Genomic DNA, 16041 nt, shown 5'->3' on the forward strand with positions numbered 1-16041 from the left:
TTGATAATTAGTATAAATTGATAATATTTATGAATAGTAATAGATAATTACTTAAAATTAAGTTTTATATTATTTAAATAAGTTTTATTTTACTTGCATTTTCAACTTGCCTTTGTATTTAGCATAAATTGCATAATCAACATAAGTTTTATCTTTAATCATGTCTTGTACTTTTGGAGCTAACTCTCTTTTCTTTTCAATTTCATCGGTTACAGTGATAGTAAATGCATCACTTCCAGACCCTGAACCATATGAAATAGCTAATATTTTATCTCCAGCTTGAGCTTTGTCTAATACTGCAGCAAGTCCTATAGGTGTGGCTCCAGAGTAGGTATTTCCAATGAATGGTGTTAAAAGTCCATCTTTTATCTGTTCATTATTGAAACCTAATTTTTTACCAACTCTTAAGTAAAATTTCCCATTAGGTTGGTGAAATACGGCATAATCATAATCAGATGCATCAGTACCAGTCTTTTTAAATATTCCTTTAGCTGCTTCTTGTACATGTTTGAAATATGCAGGTTCTCCTGTAAACCTTCCACCATGACTTGGATAATCTTCACCTTCTCTTCTGTAAAAATCAGGAGTGTCTGTTGTGAAACTATAAGTAGTTCCAAAATCAGCTATTGATCCTTTTTTACCAATTATATAAGCTGCACCACCTGCTGAGGCAGTATATTCTAATGCATCCCCTGGAGCTCCTTGTGATGTGTCTGCTCCAATAGCTAATCCATAATCAATCATATTTGAATCAACCATTCCCATAACTGCCTGCATTCCTGCAGTTCCTGCTTTACATGCAAATTCTAAATCTGCTGCAGTCATAACAGGAGTTGCTTGAATAGCTTCAGCTACAATAGTGGCTGATGGCTTAACTGCATAGGGATGAGATTCAGATCCGACATAAACAGCACCGATTTCTTCAGCATTAATTTTTGATCTAGCTAATGCATTTCTTGCAGCTTCAACTGAAATTGTAACAGTATCTTCATCAGCCCCAGGAACAGACTTTTCATTTACAACAAGTCCTCTTGATGTTGCTTCTGCATCATCTCCCCAAACTTTAGCTATTTCTTCAACCTTAATCCGATATCTCGGTATAAACACTCCATATCCTACGATTCCCGCCATATAATCACAACCATTAAGTTTTGTTCGTTATATATTTTCATAATATATTTTAAACAGTTTTATAAGCTTAGAATAAATTATTTTATTAATTTCATATATTCTTATAAGCTTTTTAATTAATTTTAATATTATAATTTTAATATTATAATTTTTATTTATTATTTAGAAATTTATACTAGTAATTACAATTAATTCTTACTATTATTTAGAAATTTATACTAGTAATTACAATTAATTCTTATTATTATTTAGAAATTTATAATATTAATCACAATTTTATTAATTATAATTATTATTTAGAAATTTATAATATTAATCACAATTAATTATTATTCATAAATTTACAATTAATTTTATATTATTTTTATAACTAATTTTTATATTAATCATAAATTTTTTTATTAATTATTTCAAATTTAATTTTAATAAATATAATGACATTATTTATTATTATAACTTCATGATTTTTAATTTTATCATGGTTTTTTAATAAATTATAGTAATTTATAATAATCCTAATGTGCAATTCTATTTAAATAATCTAATTAATATTGATTTTTAAAAAATTGATTCATTAGTTTATATAATTTAAATTAATATTGAATATTGTTTTGATATAGAAAAATATTAACTTTATGATATATTAATGTTTCATAAATGGTATTTAAAATTAATATTTTTCTATCTTAACTTGGTAAATTCATTAAAATCAGTCATTAAAAGTAAAAATTCATAAAACAAATCCAACTATTTATAGGTTCGTCTTGCTAAATTCATTAAAATCAGTCATTAAAAGTAAAAATTCATAAAACAAATCTATTATTGGTAAGTGCGGCTGCCGGGATTTGAACCCGGGCTGTAGGCTTGGAAGGCCCAAGTACTAACCAGACTATACTACAGCCGCAATGCGGCGTCCGGGATTTGAACCCGGGTCACTGACGTGGCAGGCCAGAGTCTTAACCAGGCTGGACTAACACCGCATATGTAAATACATTCTAACATTATTTGTTATCATATATAAAATTTTCCTTTATTTAAATTTTATAATGTATTTATGAATTCAAATATTCACTGATATTAATATTTACTGATATAATATTCACTGATATTAATAACTTCATAATTATTAATATTTTAATTATGAATCTGGAAAGTTTATATACTTTGAAGTTCATATTCACTTTAGATATTTTATTTATAATTATATCGCATTGTTTTTATTTTAGTTAATAAATATTTCATTGTTTTTAAATTGATTAATAAAAATTAAGGTAATTTAAGGATATGATGAAACTTTAAGATTTTAATTTGTTAATATTAATATATAAGGGGAATTTATATGAATTTTAAAAGATTAGGAATACCATTGGCGATAGTTGTATCTGTCATCATAATGCTGATTCCTTTAGATGGTCTTAGCTATTCTGGACACATGGCTATTGCACTTTTAGTTTTTGCTATTATAATGTGGGTAACAGAAGCAGTTCATCTAGCAGTTACATCTATAATTATTCTTTTTATTCAACCGATTTTAGGTGTTGAATCCTTTTCAAATGCAGTTATTGGATTTGCAAATCCTATTTTGTTTTTGATGATAGGAGGGTTCATAATTGCTGAAGGAATTAGAAAAAGTGGATTAGTTGGACGTTTAACTTATTTTTTACTTGATAAAGTAGGAACTACCTCGAATAGAGGTCTTTTTGTAAGTGTTTTTTCAACGGGAATTCTTTCGGCATGGATTGAAAATGTAGTGGCTTTTGCATTAGTCTTACCTATCATTAAAGAAATCATCGATTTAATGGAATGTAAAGGTATTAATGAAGCTAAAAGTAATTTTGCAAAATCAATGGTTTTAGGAGCTTCTTTTGCTTCACTTGCAGGAGGTTTAGCTACTGAGATTGGAACTGCTCCGAATTTAATGGCAGCAGCTTATACTCATATTCCTTTTGCAAATTGGATGGTTTTTGGAATTCCAATAGCAATTATAATGTTATTATTAATATGGAAATACTTAGGTTGGCTATTTCCATCAGAAGTTAAAGAGATTTGTGGTGGAAAAGAGACAATTACTAAAAAATTAGATTTTTTAGGTAAAACTACAAGAAATGAAAAAATAGCATTAGCTATTCTGATATTTACAATTACTTTATGGATCACAACAGGAATAACTGGTCTTGATAGCTATTCAATAGCTTTAATTGGTGCATCTATGTTCTTTATATTTGGAATATTAGATTGGAAAGATGCACAGAAAAATATAGATTGGGGATTAATATTGTTCTTTGGAGGGGCATTATCTCTTGGAGCCGCTTTATTAAATACAGGTGCAGCTAGTTGGTTAATTAAGGATGTTCTAGCTCTCTTTGGTTCAGATCCGTCTACACTTCTGATTGTAATTGTCTTAGTGGTAATAGCTATTATAATAACTCAAGTAATGTCTAATGTAGCGTTAGCAGCTATTTTGGTTCCATTATCTGTAACTTTAGCTCAATCACAATCTTTACCACTTGGTATTTATGCTGTTCCAGTAGCTATGGCTTGTTCATTATCTTTTATGCTACCAATGGCAGATCCAACTGTAGCTATGGCTTATGGAACGGGGTTTGTCAAAATGAAAGAAATATTTAAAGCAGGAGCTCCCTTGATTGTAGTTGGAGCCATAGTCAGTATTGTGGTAGTGTTTACAATAGGACGCCCTTTTATCACTGGTTAATTCAAATTAGATAGATTTAAATAATTTAATTAATATTTCCATTTGGTATGCCATTTGGTATGCTAATAGAAGAATGTCTAGTATAAGAGATTGATAAATCAATTATTAAGAACTCTTTTATTAGCTATTTTTTATTCTTTTATTAGCTATTTTTTATTATTTAACAATCTTTATAAATTATAATTTTAATAATTATTAGAATATTATAATTATTAGAATGTTATAACTAATAGCTAAGTTAATTATTGTCTATTTTATGTATATTTTATTAAAAAAATAAATAAATTAAAATAATTGTTAGTAAGATAACTATTCTCAATAAGAACTTTTAATAATTGTTAATTGATTTTGATTATGGTGTATGAATATTGATTTTGGTTATAATGTATGAATAATTGATTTTAATTGTGATAGTGTATTAATTGTTAATTGATTTTGGTTATAATGTATGAATAATTGATTTTAATTGTGTCAGTGTATTAATTGTTAATTGATTTCTATTTAAAGTATAATAATGCTTAATTTTAATATAAATAATCATTTGATGATTTAATATAAATCATATTTTTTAAAAATAGGGGATAAAAAATGAGTACTAGTACAAGCAAGGTAGAAGATACGAAAGGAGTATCTGTTTTACTTGGAGATCCAAAAAAAGCAGTTTTAAAACTTTCAATTCCTATGATTATAGCCATGATGATAAATTCATTATATGCTCTTATTGATGGAATTTGGGTTGCTGGTCTTGGAGATACAGCTTTAGCAGCAATTGGATTTGTAAATCCAATTTATTTAATTGTGATGGGATTTCCTAGTGGTATTGGGGCTGGTGCAACGGCAGTTATCTCTCGATATATTGGTGCAAGGGATAAAAAACAGGCTGACAATGCTGCACTTCATGTAATGTTACTCACAGTTATTTTAACCATTATTTTCACTGTTGTTATATTATTGTTTCTAAAACCAATTCTTCTGATGTTTGGAGCAGGATCAACTATTAATCTTGGATTAGATTATGGTAACATCTTATTTTTAGGATCAATATTCATAGTCTTTTCATCAACAGCTTATGGAGTACTTCGGGCAGAAGGAAATGTTGCAAAAACTACTTATGCTATGCTATTTGGTGCTATTCTTAATATAATTTTAGATCCTATTTTCATTTATTCTTTGAATATGGGAGTACAAGGAGCAGCTATAGCTACAGTCATTTCATTGGCATTAGTTTCACTTTTACTCTTATATTGGTTTAAAACTGATACTTACATCAAATTCTCTCTTAAAGATTTTATTTATGATAATGAAATCACTAAACAAATTTTAAATGTTGGCTTACCAGCAGGATCTGAATTTTTAATAATAGCTACATTATCTGGCTCTTTAAATCTCATTTTAATAATGGTTGGGGGTGTTGATGCTGTAGCTGTTTATACTGCAGGATGGAGAGTAGTTATGATAGCTATGGTACCTCCAATAGCTATAGGTGCTTCTATAGTAGCTGTAACTGGGGCTAATTTTGGTGCAAATAAGTTTAAAAACATTGATATCATCCATAGCTATGGAATTAAAATTGGAATGGTAATTGTCATAATCGTAGCAATAGCTATTTTTCTCCTAGCTCCGTATATTAGCTATTTATTTGCTTATTCTCCTGAATCAGAAGGACTTAGAAATGTTATAACAGATTTCTTAAGAGTAACATCTTTATTCTATCTATTTTTACCAATAGGAATATCTTCAACTTCTATTTTCCAAGGAGTTGGAAAAGGATTAGATTCTTTGCTTATAGTTGTTGTTCGTAACTTAATTCTCGATGTTTTGTTTGCTTATTTATTAGCTGTTGTTTTAGGATTTGGACAATATGGTGTTTGGTGGGGAATTGTTATTGGAAATGCTTTAGGAAGTGCATTTGCTTACTTCTGGTCTAAATATTATATAAGAAAAATGGAAAAAACTAGAGAGATGGAAAAAGCTGTGATTGTTAATGAGTCAAATGAATTTATGTAATAACTGATTAGTTAATTATTTAAATTAGTTGATATTTTTAATTAGATTTATATTAGGTTATTATTGAGTAATTAGCTAATTATTCTTAATTATGTTGGATATTGTTGATTAGGGTTATTAGATAATTGTTGTTAATTATGTTGGATATTGTTGATTAGGGTTATTGGATAATTGTTGTTAATTATGTTGGATATTGTTGATTAGGTTATTATTGGGTAATTAGATAATTGTTCTTAACTATTAGTTGATTATTTTTAATTGTTATATTTTTATAAAATTTCCGAAAACTTTTTATATAACCTCTAACCCATTTAATATTGTATGAAATTTTTAAGTTAATAGACTTATTTTTAAGATATTTATTTTATTTTTCCTTAATAAAGTTTGATATCTGTATTTCTATTATGTTATATAGATTTTTAATAAAATAAATTTAAATTGTCTTTTAACGAGTTAATTATTAATTATATTAAATATAAAATATATTATATAAAAGAATCTGAGGTGATTTTAATGGCACAAAATGGACAACCAATTTTAGTTTTACCAGAAGGTACCAACAGAATATTAGGTAGAGATGCTCAAAGAAATAATATATTAGCAGGTAAAGTATTAGCTGAAACAGTAAGAACAACTTTAGGTCCTAAAGGTATGGACAAAATGTTAGTTGATGGATTAGGTGACATTGTTGTAACTAACGATGGAGTAACTATCTTAAAAGAGATGGATATTGAACATCCTGCAGCTAAAATGCTTGTAGAAGTAGCTAAAACCCAAGAAGATGAAGTTGGAGATGGAACTACAACTGCAGTTATTATAGCTGGAGAATTACTCAAAAAATCTGAATCTTTATTAGATATGGATATTCATCCAACCATTGTAGCTATGGGTTACAGACAAGCAGCTGAAAAGGCTCAAGAAATATTAGAAGATATCTGTATTGAGGATATCGGAAAAGATACTTTAGTTAAAGTAGCTATGACTGCTATGACTGGAAAAGGAACTGAAAAAGCTCGTGAACCTTTAGCTAACTTAGTCGTTGATGCAGTTCAACAAGTTGAAGAAGATGGAGTTGTAGATTCTGACCACATTAAAATTGAAAAGAAAGATGGTGCTGTTGTAGAAGACTCTACTCTTGTTCAAGGTGTAATAATTGACAAAGAAAGAGTTCATCCAGGTATGCCTAAAGAAATTGAAAATGCTAAAATAGCATTATTAAACTCTCCAATTGAAGTTAAAGAAACTGAAATGGATGCAGAAATTAGCATAACTGACCCTGCTCAAATGCAAGCTTTCATTGAACAAGAAGAAAACATGGTCAAAGGAATGGTTAATAAAATAGCTGATTCTGGTGCAGATGTATTATTCGCTCAAAAAGGTATTGATGATTTAGCTCAACATTATTTAGCTAAAAAAGGAATAATGGCTGTAAGAAGAGTTAAAAAATCAGATATTGAAAAATTAGCTAAAGCTACTGGTGCTGGTGTTGTTTCTAATATCGATGATCTTTCAGCAGATGATTTAGGTGATGCAGGAATTGTAACTGAAAAGAAAATATCTGGAGAAGATATGATCTTTGTAGAAAAATGTAAAGAAGCTAAAGCTGTTACATTACTCGTCAGAGGAAGCACAAAACATGTCGTAGATGAAATCGAAAGAGCTATTGATGATGCTATTGGTGTTGTAGCTGCTACTATCGAAGATGGTAAAGTCGTCGCTGGTGGAGGAGCTCCTGAAATTGAAATGGCTAAAAGATTAAAAGATTATGCTGAATCTATAAGTGGAAGAGAACAATTAGCTGTTACTGCATTTGCAGAAAGTTTAGAAGTTGTTCCTAAAACTTTAGCTGAAAATGCAGGACTTGATAGTATTGATTCCTTAGTAGATTTAAGAGCTTCACATGAAACTTCTCCTTACATGGGTCTTGATGTTTTCAATGGAAGTGTCACTGACATGAAGGAAGCTGGAGTAATTGAACCAAAACGTGTCAAAAAACAAGCTATTCAATCTGCTTCTGAAGCAGCTGAAATGCTTTTAAGAATAGATGATGTTATTGCATCTACTAGCACAGGTCAACCTGATATGGGTGGAATGGATCCTGCAGCTATGGGCGGTATGCCTCCAATGATGTAATTTCGAAAGGTTCAATCCTTTCATCTTTTTTTTAAATTTTGCACTTTTTTTAGATAATTTTTTCTTTAAATTATTTTAATTTATTATAAAAATTCATAAATGATTGTTATTTATGTTTTTAAGAAATTTTAATGAATAATATTCTTTTAAATTATTTAGGTAAATTTAAATACTAAAAAAACAATTATTTTATAATTAAGGGCTGGTAGCTCAGATGGTAGATCGTCGCCTTGGCATGGCGGAGGCCCCGGGTTCAAATCCCGGTCAGTCCATTTATATACTTTTTATTCTTATAAAATTAAAAAATCAAATATTAGCATAATATTAAATTAATTCAGTGTTATAATTTATATTGAATAAAATTTTTAATACTTTTATTTATTAAGAAAAACTTTTATAATCGATAGAGCTAAATTATATTAATTTAATTATATTTATATTAATTACTATATAATACTAAAATTTTTATTCAATTATTTTGTATTTGTAATTTATGAATATAATTTTGTATTTGTAATTTATGAATATAATTTTATAAATATAATAATGAACAATATAATAATAGATACTTTTAATTTATTAAAAATCTTGGGATTCAAACAATTTAATCAATTATGTAATATAGGAGTTTTAAATGCCTTTTATAGCTGAAAATCATTTTCAATTTATCTTAGAAATAGCAGTAATAATATTTGCTACAATCATATTTACCATAAATTTGGTTCCAATTTCTCTAAGTGTAGTAACCTTCTTATCTCTCTTCTTATCAGTAGGGTTTACATTTTTATTTGGAGCTGATCTTTTAATGCTATTTTTAGCATTTGGTCAGAATGAATTCACTCATCCTTTTGGTCCAATAGCTTTATTAGCTATTATTACAGCTTTAGCTTCTTTGAAAGTAATGGAAGACTCGGGAGTTAATGTTGTGGGTTTAAAGAAGTTAGTTTTTGCTCTTCTTTTAGGAATCACTGTATTTGGAGGATTGATGCATAGGTCCTTTTTGTTATTATGGATAATTGGTTTATTCATAGGATATTTCCTTATTTCTAAATCATTCAGACAAAAATCATATTTAACCATAAAAAGAATACTAATGTTTTTGGGAATAGGTGCTGCAGGATTTTTTATACTAGAATTGCTCTCACAGCTATTACATATGGATATATTCAGCCCATTACTCAGAATAGGTAGACTTGAAGAAAACTCTTTACCTAGTTTAAAGATGGTGCTAAAAAACACTCAGTTAGTGGGTCATGTTCAAGGATCGGCATTTTGGGGAGCTCAAGATACAGGCTTTGCTTCAGGATATATCAGCTTACCAATGGGATTTATCATCATGTTTGGATTACCATTTCCATTGTTTTTTGGATTACTTGTTACTAAAAAGGATATGATAGATTATATGCTTCCAGGAATATTTGGTTATGCATTTGACTTTGGCTATTTAGGGCTATTAGGTCTTGTACTCATATCTTTAATAACGATTGTGGTAGGACTTAAAATGCTTAGAGTTTACAGAAGCAAGCGAGAAAAAAATAATAAGAATTATTTAGGGCGAGAAGTTCTTTTAATTGGTTCACTCACAGCTTTTATGGCTCAAGCTTTAATAGGCTTGTTTATTTTCAATCGTTCTATTAATGGAACTGCATTGTTAACATTTATAATTTTATCTGCCCTAGTTATAGCACATATTGTATCTTTGAAACGTAATTGACATGATAAATAATATCTAATAGATTATTATAGTAGATTAATGTAATGGATATTAATTTTATATTAAATTAATCCTAAAATATTAAAGAAGGAACTATATATGAAAAAAGCATTACTATTATTGGGATGTCCAGAATCTCCATCTCAGACTCCTATGGCGATTTATGCATCATCAAAACTGAGTCAATTAGATTATGAAATAACAATAGCTAGTACTCCAGCAGCCTCCAAACTTTTAGAAGTTTCAGATCCTAATGGATATTATGTAAAAGATAAAATAGATATTGACAGCTGTTTGTCTACTTTAGAAGAGAAACAATATGATTTATTGTTAGGATTTGTATCTAAAGATGCAGCGGCTTCCTATTTTGTTACTTTCTATCATATATTGCAAACAGAGTCAATAGCTTTAATTTTTGAAAAAGATCCTGATGTTTTAGAAGATCTCACAAAGACAGTTGAAGAAAATACAGAAGGGAAAATTGTTTCAGTAAAAGCATTTCATAATCCTAATCCAATTAAAGTTCGATTTGATAAAATATTAGCTGAATTAAAATGAATTGTTTATTTGAATTTGTAGGAATATTAGCTGAGTTGAAGTGAATTGTTTATTTGAATTTGTAGGAATATTAGCTGAGTTGAAGTGAATTGTTTATTTGAATTTGTAGGAATATTAGCTGAGTTGAAGTGAATTTATTATTTAAATTCTATAGGGAAATACAGGTGAATAAAATGTCTTTTTGTTTAGATACTTATCTCCAGCAATCTGATGATTATGAAATATTACTTTCAAGAGCTGGTTTTAAAGATTGTGCTAAAATTATTAAAGAAAAAGCTGAAGAGATAGTTTATATAAATGCTGGAGAGAAAATTTTAGGTGTGAGAATTATTGGAATTCCTCCGATTCCTGTAGGAATAAATCCTAAAAAAGGAACAGTTATTATTTCTTACACAAAACCATGCCATGGAACAGCAGCTATTGAAATTCCTGTTGAAGAAGAAGATATTGGGGCTATTAAGGAAGTATCTATTGATGATTAGTAGTGTTGTTGGAAGTTATCCGGTTTATATAAAAAAAGAGAGTAATGCCAAATATAAAATAGCTAAAATAGCTCAGTTGTTTGGGAAAAATAATGGGTGTAAACTAGCTATTAAACATGCCGTTCAATCACAATTGGAGGCAGGTATTGATATCATATCAGATGGTCAAGTTAGGGGTGATATGGTCGAAATATTTGTAAAACAAATACCTGGCTTTAAAATAAAGGGTAATACTTTTTATATCTCCTCTAGAATAGCTAAACCTTTCGGATCGATAGGGGCTAATGATTTGAAGTTAGCTATTAAATATATGAATAGAACATTATCTTCAATGAATGTTTCAGATTCTGAAAGGTCTAAGAAAGGAGTAAAAGGAATAATCACAGGACCTTCTACATTGGTTCAGTCTTGCAAACTTGGACCTATTTATAAAGATAAAAATATAGCTATTATTGACATGGCAAAGGCTTTAAAGGAAGAATGTCTATATCTTGAGAAAGCAGGGGCTAAATTAATTCAAATTGATGAACCTTTCCTCTCTACAGGACTACTTGATATGAATGTAGCTAAAGATGCTATAAATATTATATCCAAAGAAATATCAATTCCTGTAGCTATTCACTGCTGTGGTGATATTAAAAATATTTTTGGAAATCTCATTGAATTTGATGTAGATATTATAGATTGTGAATTTGCAGGTCACCCAAATAATCTAAATGTTTTAGATAGCTATTCTAATAGCTTAGGAAATAAAAAAATAGGATTAGGTTGTATTGACACCAAAAAACTTACAATTGATTCTGTTGAAGATATAAGTAAAATCATCCAAAGGGGAATAGCTATTGTTGGTAAAAATAACCTATATATCGACCCTGATTGTGGTATGAAATTATTAGATGATGATATAGCTTTTTCTAAACTTAAAAATATGGTTAAAGCTATTAATTCAATCTAATATTTTTCTATTTTTATAATTATTTACAAATTTTCATTTTCTTTTGTTTATTCTTCTTTATTCTAATTAAATATCAATTTTAGATTTTTATTCTAATTAAATATTAATTTTAGATTTTTATTCTAATTAAATATTAATTTTAGATTTTTGTTCTAATTAAATATCAATTTTAGATTTATTACAATATTTTATTTTAAAAAACCAAAAACATTATATAAATTATATGTTAATAGAATTAATTGACTAAAGAAGATTTAATTCAGATTTTTTGATATCTTATTGATTAATTATAAATGAAATTATCTATTAAAACTTATTAAAATAAAGTTATATTGTCTTAATGTTAATAAAAGTTAATTATAAATGAAATATTATGGTTTAATTATCAGATTTGGTTATAAATGAAATATCATGATTTAATTATTACATTTGATTGTTAATTTAATGATTATGAGGAGTTTAAATGGCTGCATTAATAGAAGTTGATGAAATAGCTGATGGTTGGGAAACTTTAGTTAAGAAAATAATGAAAGAAGGAGCTGATGTTAATGATGAGAGAGGGTCATTGACTAAGGAAGTTTTAAATGTTTTAGTTTCCATTAGAAATCCATTAGGGAAATCTTCCAATGATTTTTTTAATATTCAATCTAAAGTTTCAGATATCTTAGATATTCGTGTTCCAGAAGGTTATTTTTGGAGTGGAGATAAATTAAAAACATACAGTGAGCAGTTCATAAGTAAAGATAAACAAGGATTTATTTATACCTATGGGAACCGTTTAAGGGCTCATTTCGATGAAGTTGACCAAATAGATGAGGCTATAAGACGATTAAATGAATGTAGGGAATCTAGAAGAGCTATTTCTATCACATGGGATCAAACTATTGATTCAAAAAGTGAAGAAGTTCCTTGCATGATTTTAGTTGATTTTAAAATAAGGGATGATAAATTGTATACAACAGCTCTTTGGCGAAGCCATGATATTTATGGAGCTTGGTTCCCAAATGCAGTAGGTCTCACTTACCTAGCTCAGTATGTAGCTGAAAACACAAATACAACTATTGAATCAATCACTATTCAATCCATAAGTGCTCACATTTATGAAGTTAATTTCAATGAAGCAAACCAGCTACTATAAGAATAAACCAATAGCTATTTTTAAGTTAATTAATGGGGTTTGATTAAATTAAGAGGCTATTTTTTCATTTTTTTAGTTTTAATCTTCTTTTTCACATATAGGCTGTTTCTATTTATTTTCTATTTAGATTTATATACTTTATTTTTAATTTAGATTTTTTATTTCTAATCTATAATATAAAATCAATAATAAAATTTTAAATATATAAAAAACAAATTTCTTTAATATATTAATTTATATAGAATATGAAAATGAATTTTTTAATATAAAAAATAAATTTTTTTAATATTACATAAAATATTAAGATAATATAAACATAATCTTAAAATAAATTTTATAATTTTAGAGGTAAAAAATATGCTTAGTGTTAATTTAGAAGCTAAAAAAACTGTAGATGTAATGATTGAGAAAGCTGATGAGCTTAATATAGCTATTTCCAAATTAAATAATGGTGCAACTATCATTGATTGTGGTGTGAATGTAGCTGGAAGTTTAAAAGCTGGTGAACTTTATACAAAAGTTTGTCTTGGAGGATTAGCTGAAGTTGGAATTTCTATTCCTGGTGATTTATCTGAAAAATTCGCTCTTCCGTCTGTTAAAATTAAAACTGATTTCCCAGCTATTTCAACTCTTGGTGCACAGAAAGCTGGATGGTCTGTAAGTGTTGGAGACTTCTTTGCATTAGGTTCTGGACCTGCAAGAGCACTAGCTAAAAAACCAGCTGAAACTTATGAAGAAATAGGTTATGAAGATGATGCTGATATAGCTATTCTTACTCTTGAATCTGATACCTTACCTGGTGAAGATGTTGCAGAAGCAATAGCTAAAGATTGTGGTGTAGATGTTAAAGATGTAACCTTACTCGTAGCCCCTACTTCTTCTCTTGTTGGTTCTATTCAAATTGCAGGAAGAGTTGTGGAAAATGGAACTTATAAAATGTTAGAAGCTCTTCATTTTGATGTTACTAAAGTTAAATATGCTGCAGGAATAGCTCCAATAGCTCCTATTGATCCAGATGGTTTAAAAGCTATGGGTAAAACTAATGATGCTGTTCTCTTTGGAGGAAGAACTTATTATTACATTGAATCTGAAGAAGGAGATGACATCAAAGGATTAGCTGAAAAATTACCTTCATCAGCTGCTGATGGTTATGGAAAACCTTTCTTTGATGTATTTAAAGAAGCTGAATTTGATTTCTATAAAATAGATAAAGGAATGTTTGCACCTGCTGAAGTTGTTATCAATGATTTAAGAACTGGTGAACTATTTAAAGCAGGTTATGTAAATGTTGATCTTTTAAAGAAATCATTTGGATTGTAAATCAATTTTAAATCAGGAATTATTAATAAATATTTCTTTGATTTTTTTATTAATCTTTTATTAGTCTTTTATTAGTTTTTTATTAATTTTTTTCTTCTTTTATTATTTCATTATTTTTTTATTTTTTACTTATTTTCCTTATTTTTTAAATAGCTAATTATTTTTTTACTTATTTTCTTTTATTTTATTTATTTTCCTTTTTTTTTCCTATTATTTTGAACAATGTTATAGTATTTATGGAATAGTTTATTTGATTTTTCAAATATTAAATAATAATCTTTATATACTGATTATCTACATAGTGGATACATACTAATATAGTGAATATATACTAGTAGGATATCAGTATCCTTGTTATTAGTAATCTGTAAATAGTTGTAATTCTTTTTAATGAAGGGTTATATTATTTTTGGGTTTATATATCCTCTATTGATAAAAAAGCAAAAGAATGTTTTATTATTTGTAAAGTTTTTTTGTTTTTCTAGCTCACTCTCCTCAATTAGATATGAATTAACTCTTTATTTTTTAAGAATATTGAATATGAAAATCTTTTCAAAAAAAAAGATGGGATATAATAGAAAAGGGAGAGTATTATGAAAAATATAAAGATAAAGAGGTTAAGTTGTTTTTTGACTGTTTTAGTTTTCGTTTTTGTTGTTTTTTCGAGTAGTTCGTCAGTTTTTGCTGTTGATGATTTTGATTTTATACAAAATAAGGTTGATTCAGGGACAAATATGATTAATCTTGGTAATGAAACTTATATACCGGGCAGTGTAAATACTGTTATTGTTAATAAGGACAGTGTTGTTATTAAGGGGTATTCTGCTAATTCTAAAGCTGTTTTAGATGGTCGAGGTAGTGGTTCTAGGATAATGCGTATTACAGGGGATAATGTTCATTTGGAGAATTTAGTTTTTAAAAATGCTGATGTGAATGCTTTTGGTGGAGCTTTGGCTTCGTATGGTGTTAATTTGACTATTGTTAATTGTGAGTTTGTAAATAATAAAGCAATGGTTGGAGCAATAATTTTAAGTAATGAATCCACTAATGCGGTTATTCAGAATTGTGTTTTTGTTAATAATCAGGCTGCATATTCTAACGAAAGTGGGGGTGGTGGAGGTGGAGCCATAGATTCACATTCTTCTAATGGGCAAATTATAAATTGTACTTTCACTAATAATACAGCTATTGAGATTGGAGGAGCATTATATTTTATTTTTGGTTCTAATAATACTGTGACTGGATGCACCTTCCAAAATAATACTGCTCCAAGTGGAGGAGCAATTTATACAGGAACTAATGGAACATTGAAGATTTCAAGATCAACATTCACCAATAATAAAGCAACCAATAATGGAGGAGCGATCTATTCTACTAATATATTAACTATTGATGGTAGTAATTTTACAAGAAATTTTGCTCCTAATGGAGGAGCAATATATTCAATAGCTAATTTAAGTGTAGTTGGTAGTTTTTTTAAAGAAAATAATGCAACTAATAATGGAGGAAGTATATATTCAACAAACATTTTAAATCTTACAAACTCTAGTTTTAACAAAAATTCTGCAAAAAATAATGGTGGTGCAATATTTTTATCAGGTAATTCTCGATCAATTATAGCCAGTGGTTCTAAATTTACTAGTAATTCTGCTAAAAATGGTGGAGCAATTTATACTAGTTCTCTTTTATCTATTTCTTCAAGTAATTTAGATAGTAATAAAGCAAGTGCTAATGGTGGGGCTATCTATTCTATTAATTCTTTAAATGTTACTGGTGGGATCATTAGTGGTAATAGTGCTATTTATGGAAGTGGTATTTACAATTCTGGTGTTTTAAGATTGAATAGTGTTGGTTTATTAGCTAATATTGCTAAAGTTTCTATTGCAATTG

11 protein-coding genes and 3 tRNA genes are annotated in these 16041 nt (G+C 28.1%); 11 read left to right on the forward strand and 3 right to left on the reverse strand.

What is annotated here, in order from left to right; genetic code table 11:
* Positions 1–84 precede the first annotated feature (84 nt).
* The 3 genes from MBCUT_RS02215 to MBCUT_RS02225 all read right to left on the reverse strand — a co-directional run bounded on the left by MBCUT_RS02215 (position 85) and on the right by MBCUT_RS02225 (position 2111).
* Complete coding sequence (locus MBCUT_RS02215) at positions 85–1131, reverse strand: hydroxymethylglutaryl-CoA synthase (protein WP_067258324.1); 1047 nt, start codon at positions 1129–1131, stop codon at positions 85–87.
* An 830-nt stretch (positions 1132–1961) separates the two neighbouring features.
* Positions 1962–2035: transfer RNA gene (locus MBCUT_RS02220), tRNA-Gly, on the reverse strand.
* A gap of 2 nt (positions 2036–2037) precedes the next feature.
* Positions 2038–2111: transfer RNA gene (locus tag MBCUT_RS02225), tRNA-Gly, on the reverse strand.
* Between the two features lie 359 nt (positions 2112–2470).
* Here MBCUT_RS02225 and MBCUT_RS02230 point away from each other — a divergent pair.
* The 11 genes from MBCUT_RS02230 to MBCUT_RS02280 all read left to right on the forward strand — a co-directional run.
* A complete protein-coding gene (locus tag MBCUT_RS02230) occupies positions 2471–3844 on the forward strand; it encodes a DASS family sodium-coupled anion symporter (RefSeq protein ID WP_067258327.1) in 1374 nt (457 codons plus the stop codon).
* Between the two features lie 588 nt (positions 3845–4432).
* On the forward strand, positions 4433–5851 hold the full coding sequence (locus tag MBCUT_RS02235) for an MATE family efflux transporter (protein ID WP_067258331.1): 1419 nt from the start codon (positions 4433–4435) through the stop codon (positions 5849–5851).
* 513 nt (positions 5852–6364) lie between these two features.
* A complete protein-coding gene (gene thsA / locus MBCUT_RS02240) occupies positions 6365–7984 on the forward strand; it encodes a thermosome subunit alpha (protein WP_067258334.1) in 1620 nt (539 codons plus the stop codon).
* Positions 7985–8183: 199 nt separating this feature from the next.
* Positions 8184–8256: transfer RNA gene (locus tag MBCUT_RS02245), tRNA-Ala, on the forward strand.
* 362 nt (positions 8257–8618) lie between these two features.
* Positions 8619–9698, forward strand: a complete 1080-nt coding sequence (locus MBCUT_RS02250; RefSeq protein WP_067258337.1) for a hypothetical protein — start codon at positions 8619–8621, stop codon at positions 9696–9698.
* Between the two features lie 99 nt (positions 9699–9797).
* A complete protein-coding gene (locus MBCUT_RS02255) occupies positions 9798–10256 on the forward strand; it encodes a DUF1890 domain-containing protein (protein ID WP_067258340.1) in 459 nt (152 codons plus the stop codon).
* 173 nt (positions 10257–10429) lie between these two features.
* Entirely contained in the window at positions 10430–10738 is a 309-nt protein-coding gene (locus MBCUT_RS02260) for a DUF1894 domain-containing protein (RefSeq protein WP_067258345.1), read from the forward strand.
* Positions 10731–11693, forward strand: a complete 963-nt coding sequence (locus MBCUT_RS02265; protein WP_067258347.1) for a methionine synthase — start codon at positions 10731–10733, stop codon at positions 11691–11693. Before MBCUT_RS02260 ends, MBCUT_RS02265 begins: the two co-directional genes overlap by 8 nt.
* A 463-nt stretch (positions 11694–12156) precedes the next feature.
* A complete protein-coding gene (locus MBCUT_RS02270) occupies positions 12157–12831 on the forward strand; it encodes a thymidylate synthase (RefSeq protein ID WP_067258351.1) in 675 nt (224 codons plus the stop codon).
* Between the two features lie 357 nt (positions 12832–13188).
* Positions 13189–14151 (forward strand): methenyltetrahydromethanopterin cyclohydrolase, encoded by a 963-nt coding sequence (gene mch / locus MBCUT_RS02275; RefSeq protein ID WP_067258354.1) that lies wholly within the window; start codon positions 13189–13191, stop codon positions 14149–14151.
* 593 nt (positions 14152–14744) lie between these two features.
* A partial coding sequence (locus tag MBCUT_RS02280; RefSeq protein ID WP_342667566.1) for a right-handed parallel beta-helix repeat-containing protein occupies positions 14745–16041 on the forward strand: 1297 nt, incomplete at its 3' end.

The sequence above is a fragment of the Methanobrevibacter cuticularis genome (assembly GCF_001639285.1).
Classification (GTDB): domain Archaea; phylum Methanobacteriota; class Methanobacteria; order Methanobacteriales; family Methanobacteriaceae; genus Methanobaculum; species Methanobaculum cuticulare.

What these genes read in the sequence shown, in the direction of transcription:
- MBCUT_RS02215 (WP_067258324.1), bottom strand. Translation starts at nt 1,131, where the DNA reads ATGGCGGGAATCGTAGGATATGGAGTGTTTATACCGAGATATCGGATT.
- MBCUT_RS02230 (WP_067258327.1), top strand. Translation starts at nt 2,471, where the DNA reads ATGAATTTTAAAAGATTAGGAATACCATTGGCGATAGTTGTATCTGTC.
- MBCUT_RS02235 (WP_067258331.1), top strand. Translation starts at nt 4,433, where the DNA reads ATGAGTACTAGTACAAGCAAGGTAGAAGATACGAAAGGAGTATCTGTT.
- thsA (WP_067258334.1), top strand. Translation starts at nt 6,365, where the DNA reads ATGGCACAAAATGGACAACCAATTTTAGTTTTACCAGAAGGTACCAAC.
- MBCUT_RS02250 (WP_067258337.1), top strand. Translation starts at nt 8,619, where the DNA reads ATGCCTTTTATAGCTGAAAATCATTTTCAATTTATCTTAGAAATAGCA.
- MBCUT_RS02255 (WP_067258340.1), top strand. Translation starts at nt 9,798, where the DNA reads ATGAAAAAAGCATTACTATTATTGGGATGTCCAGAATCTCCATCTCAG.
- MBCUT_RS02260 (WP_067258345.1), top strand. Translation starts at nt 10,430, where the DNA reads ATGTCTTTTTGTTTAGATACTTATCTCCAGCAATCTGATGATTATGAA.
- MBCUT_RS02265 (WP_067258347.1), top strand. Translation starts at nt 10,731, where the DNA reads ATGATTAGTAGTGTTGTTGGAAGTTATCCGGTTTATATAAAAAAAGAG.
- MBCUT_RS02270 (WP_067258351.1), top strand. Translation starts at nt 12,157, where the DNA reads ATGGCTGCATTAATAGAAGTTGATGAAATAGCTGATGGTTGGGAAACT.
- mch (WP_067258354.1), top strand. Translation starts at nt 13,189, where the DNA reads ATGCTTAGTGTTAATTTAGAAGCTAAAAAAACTGTAGATGTAATGATT.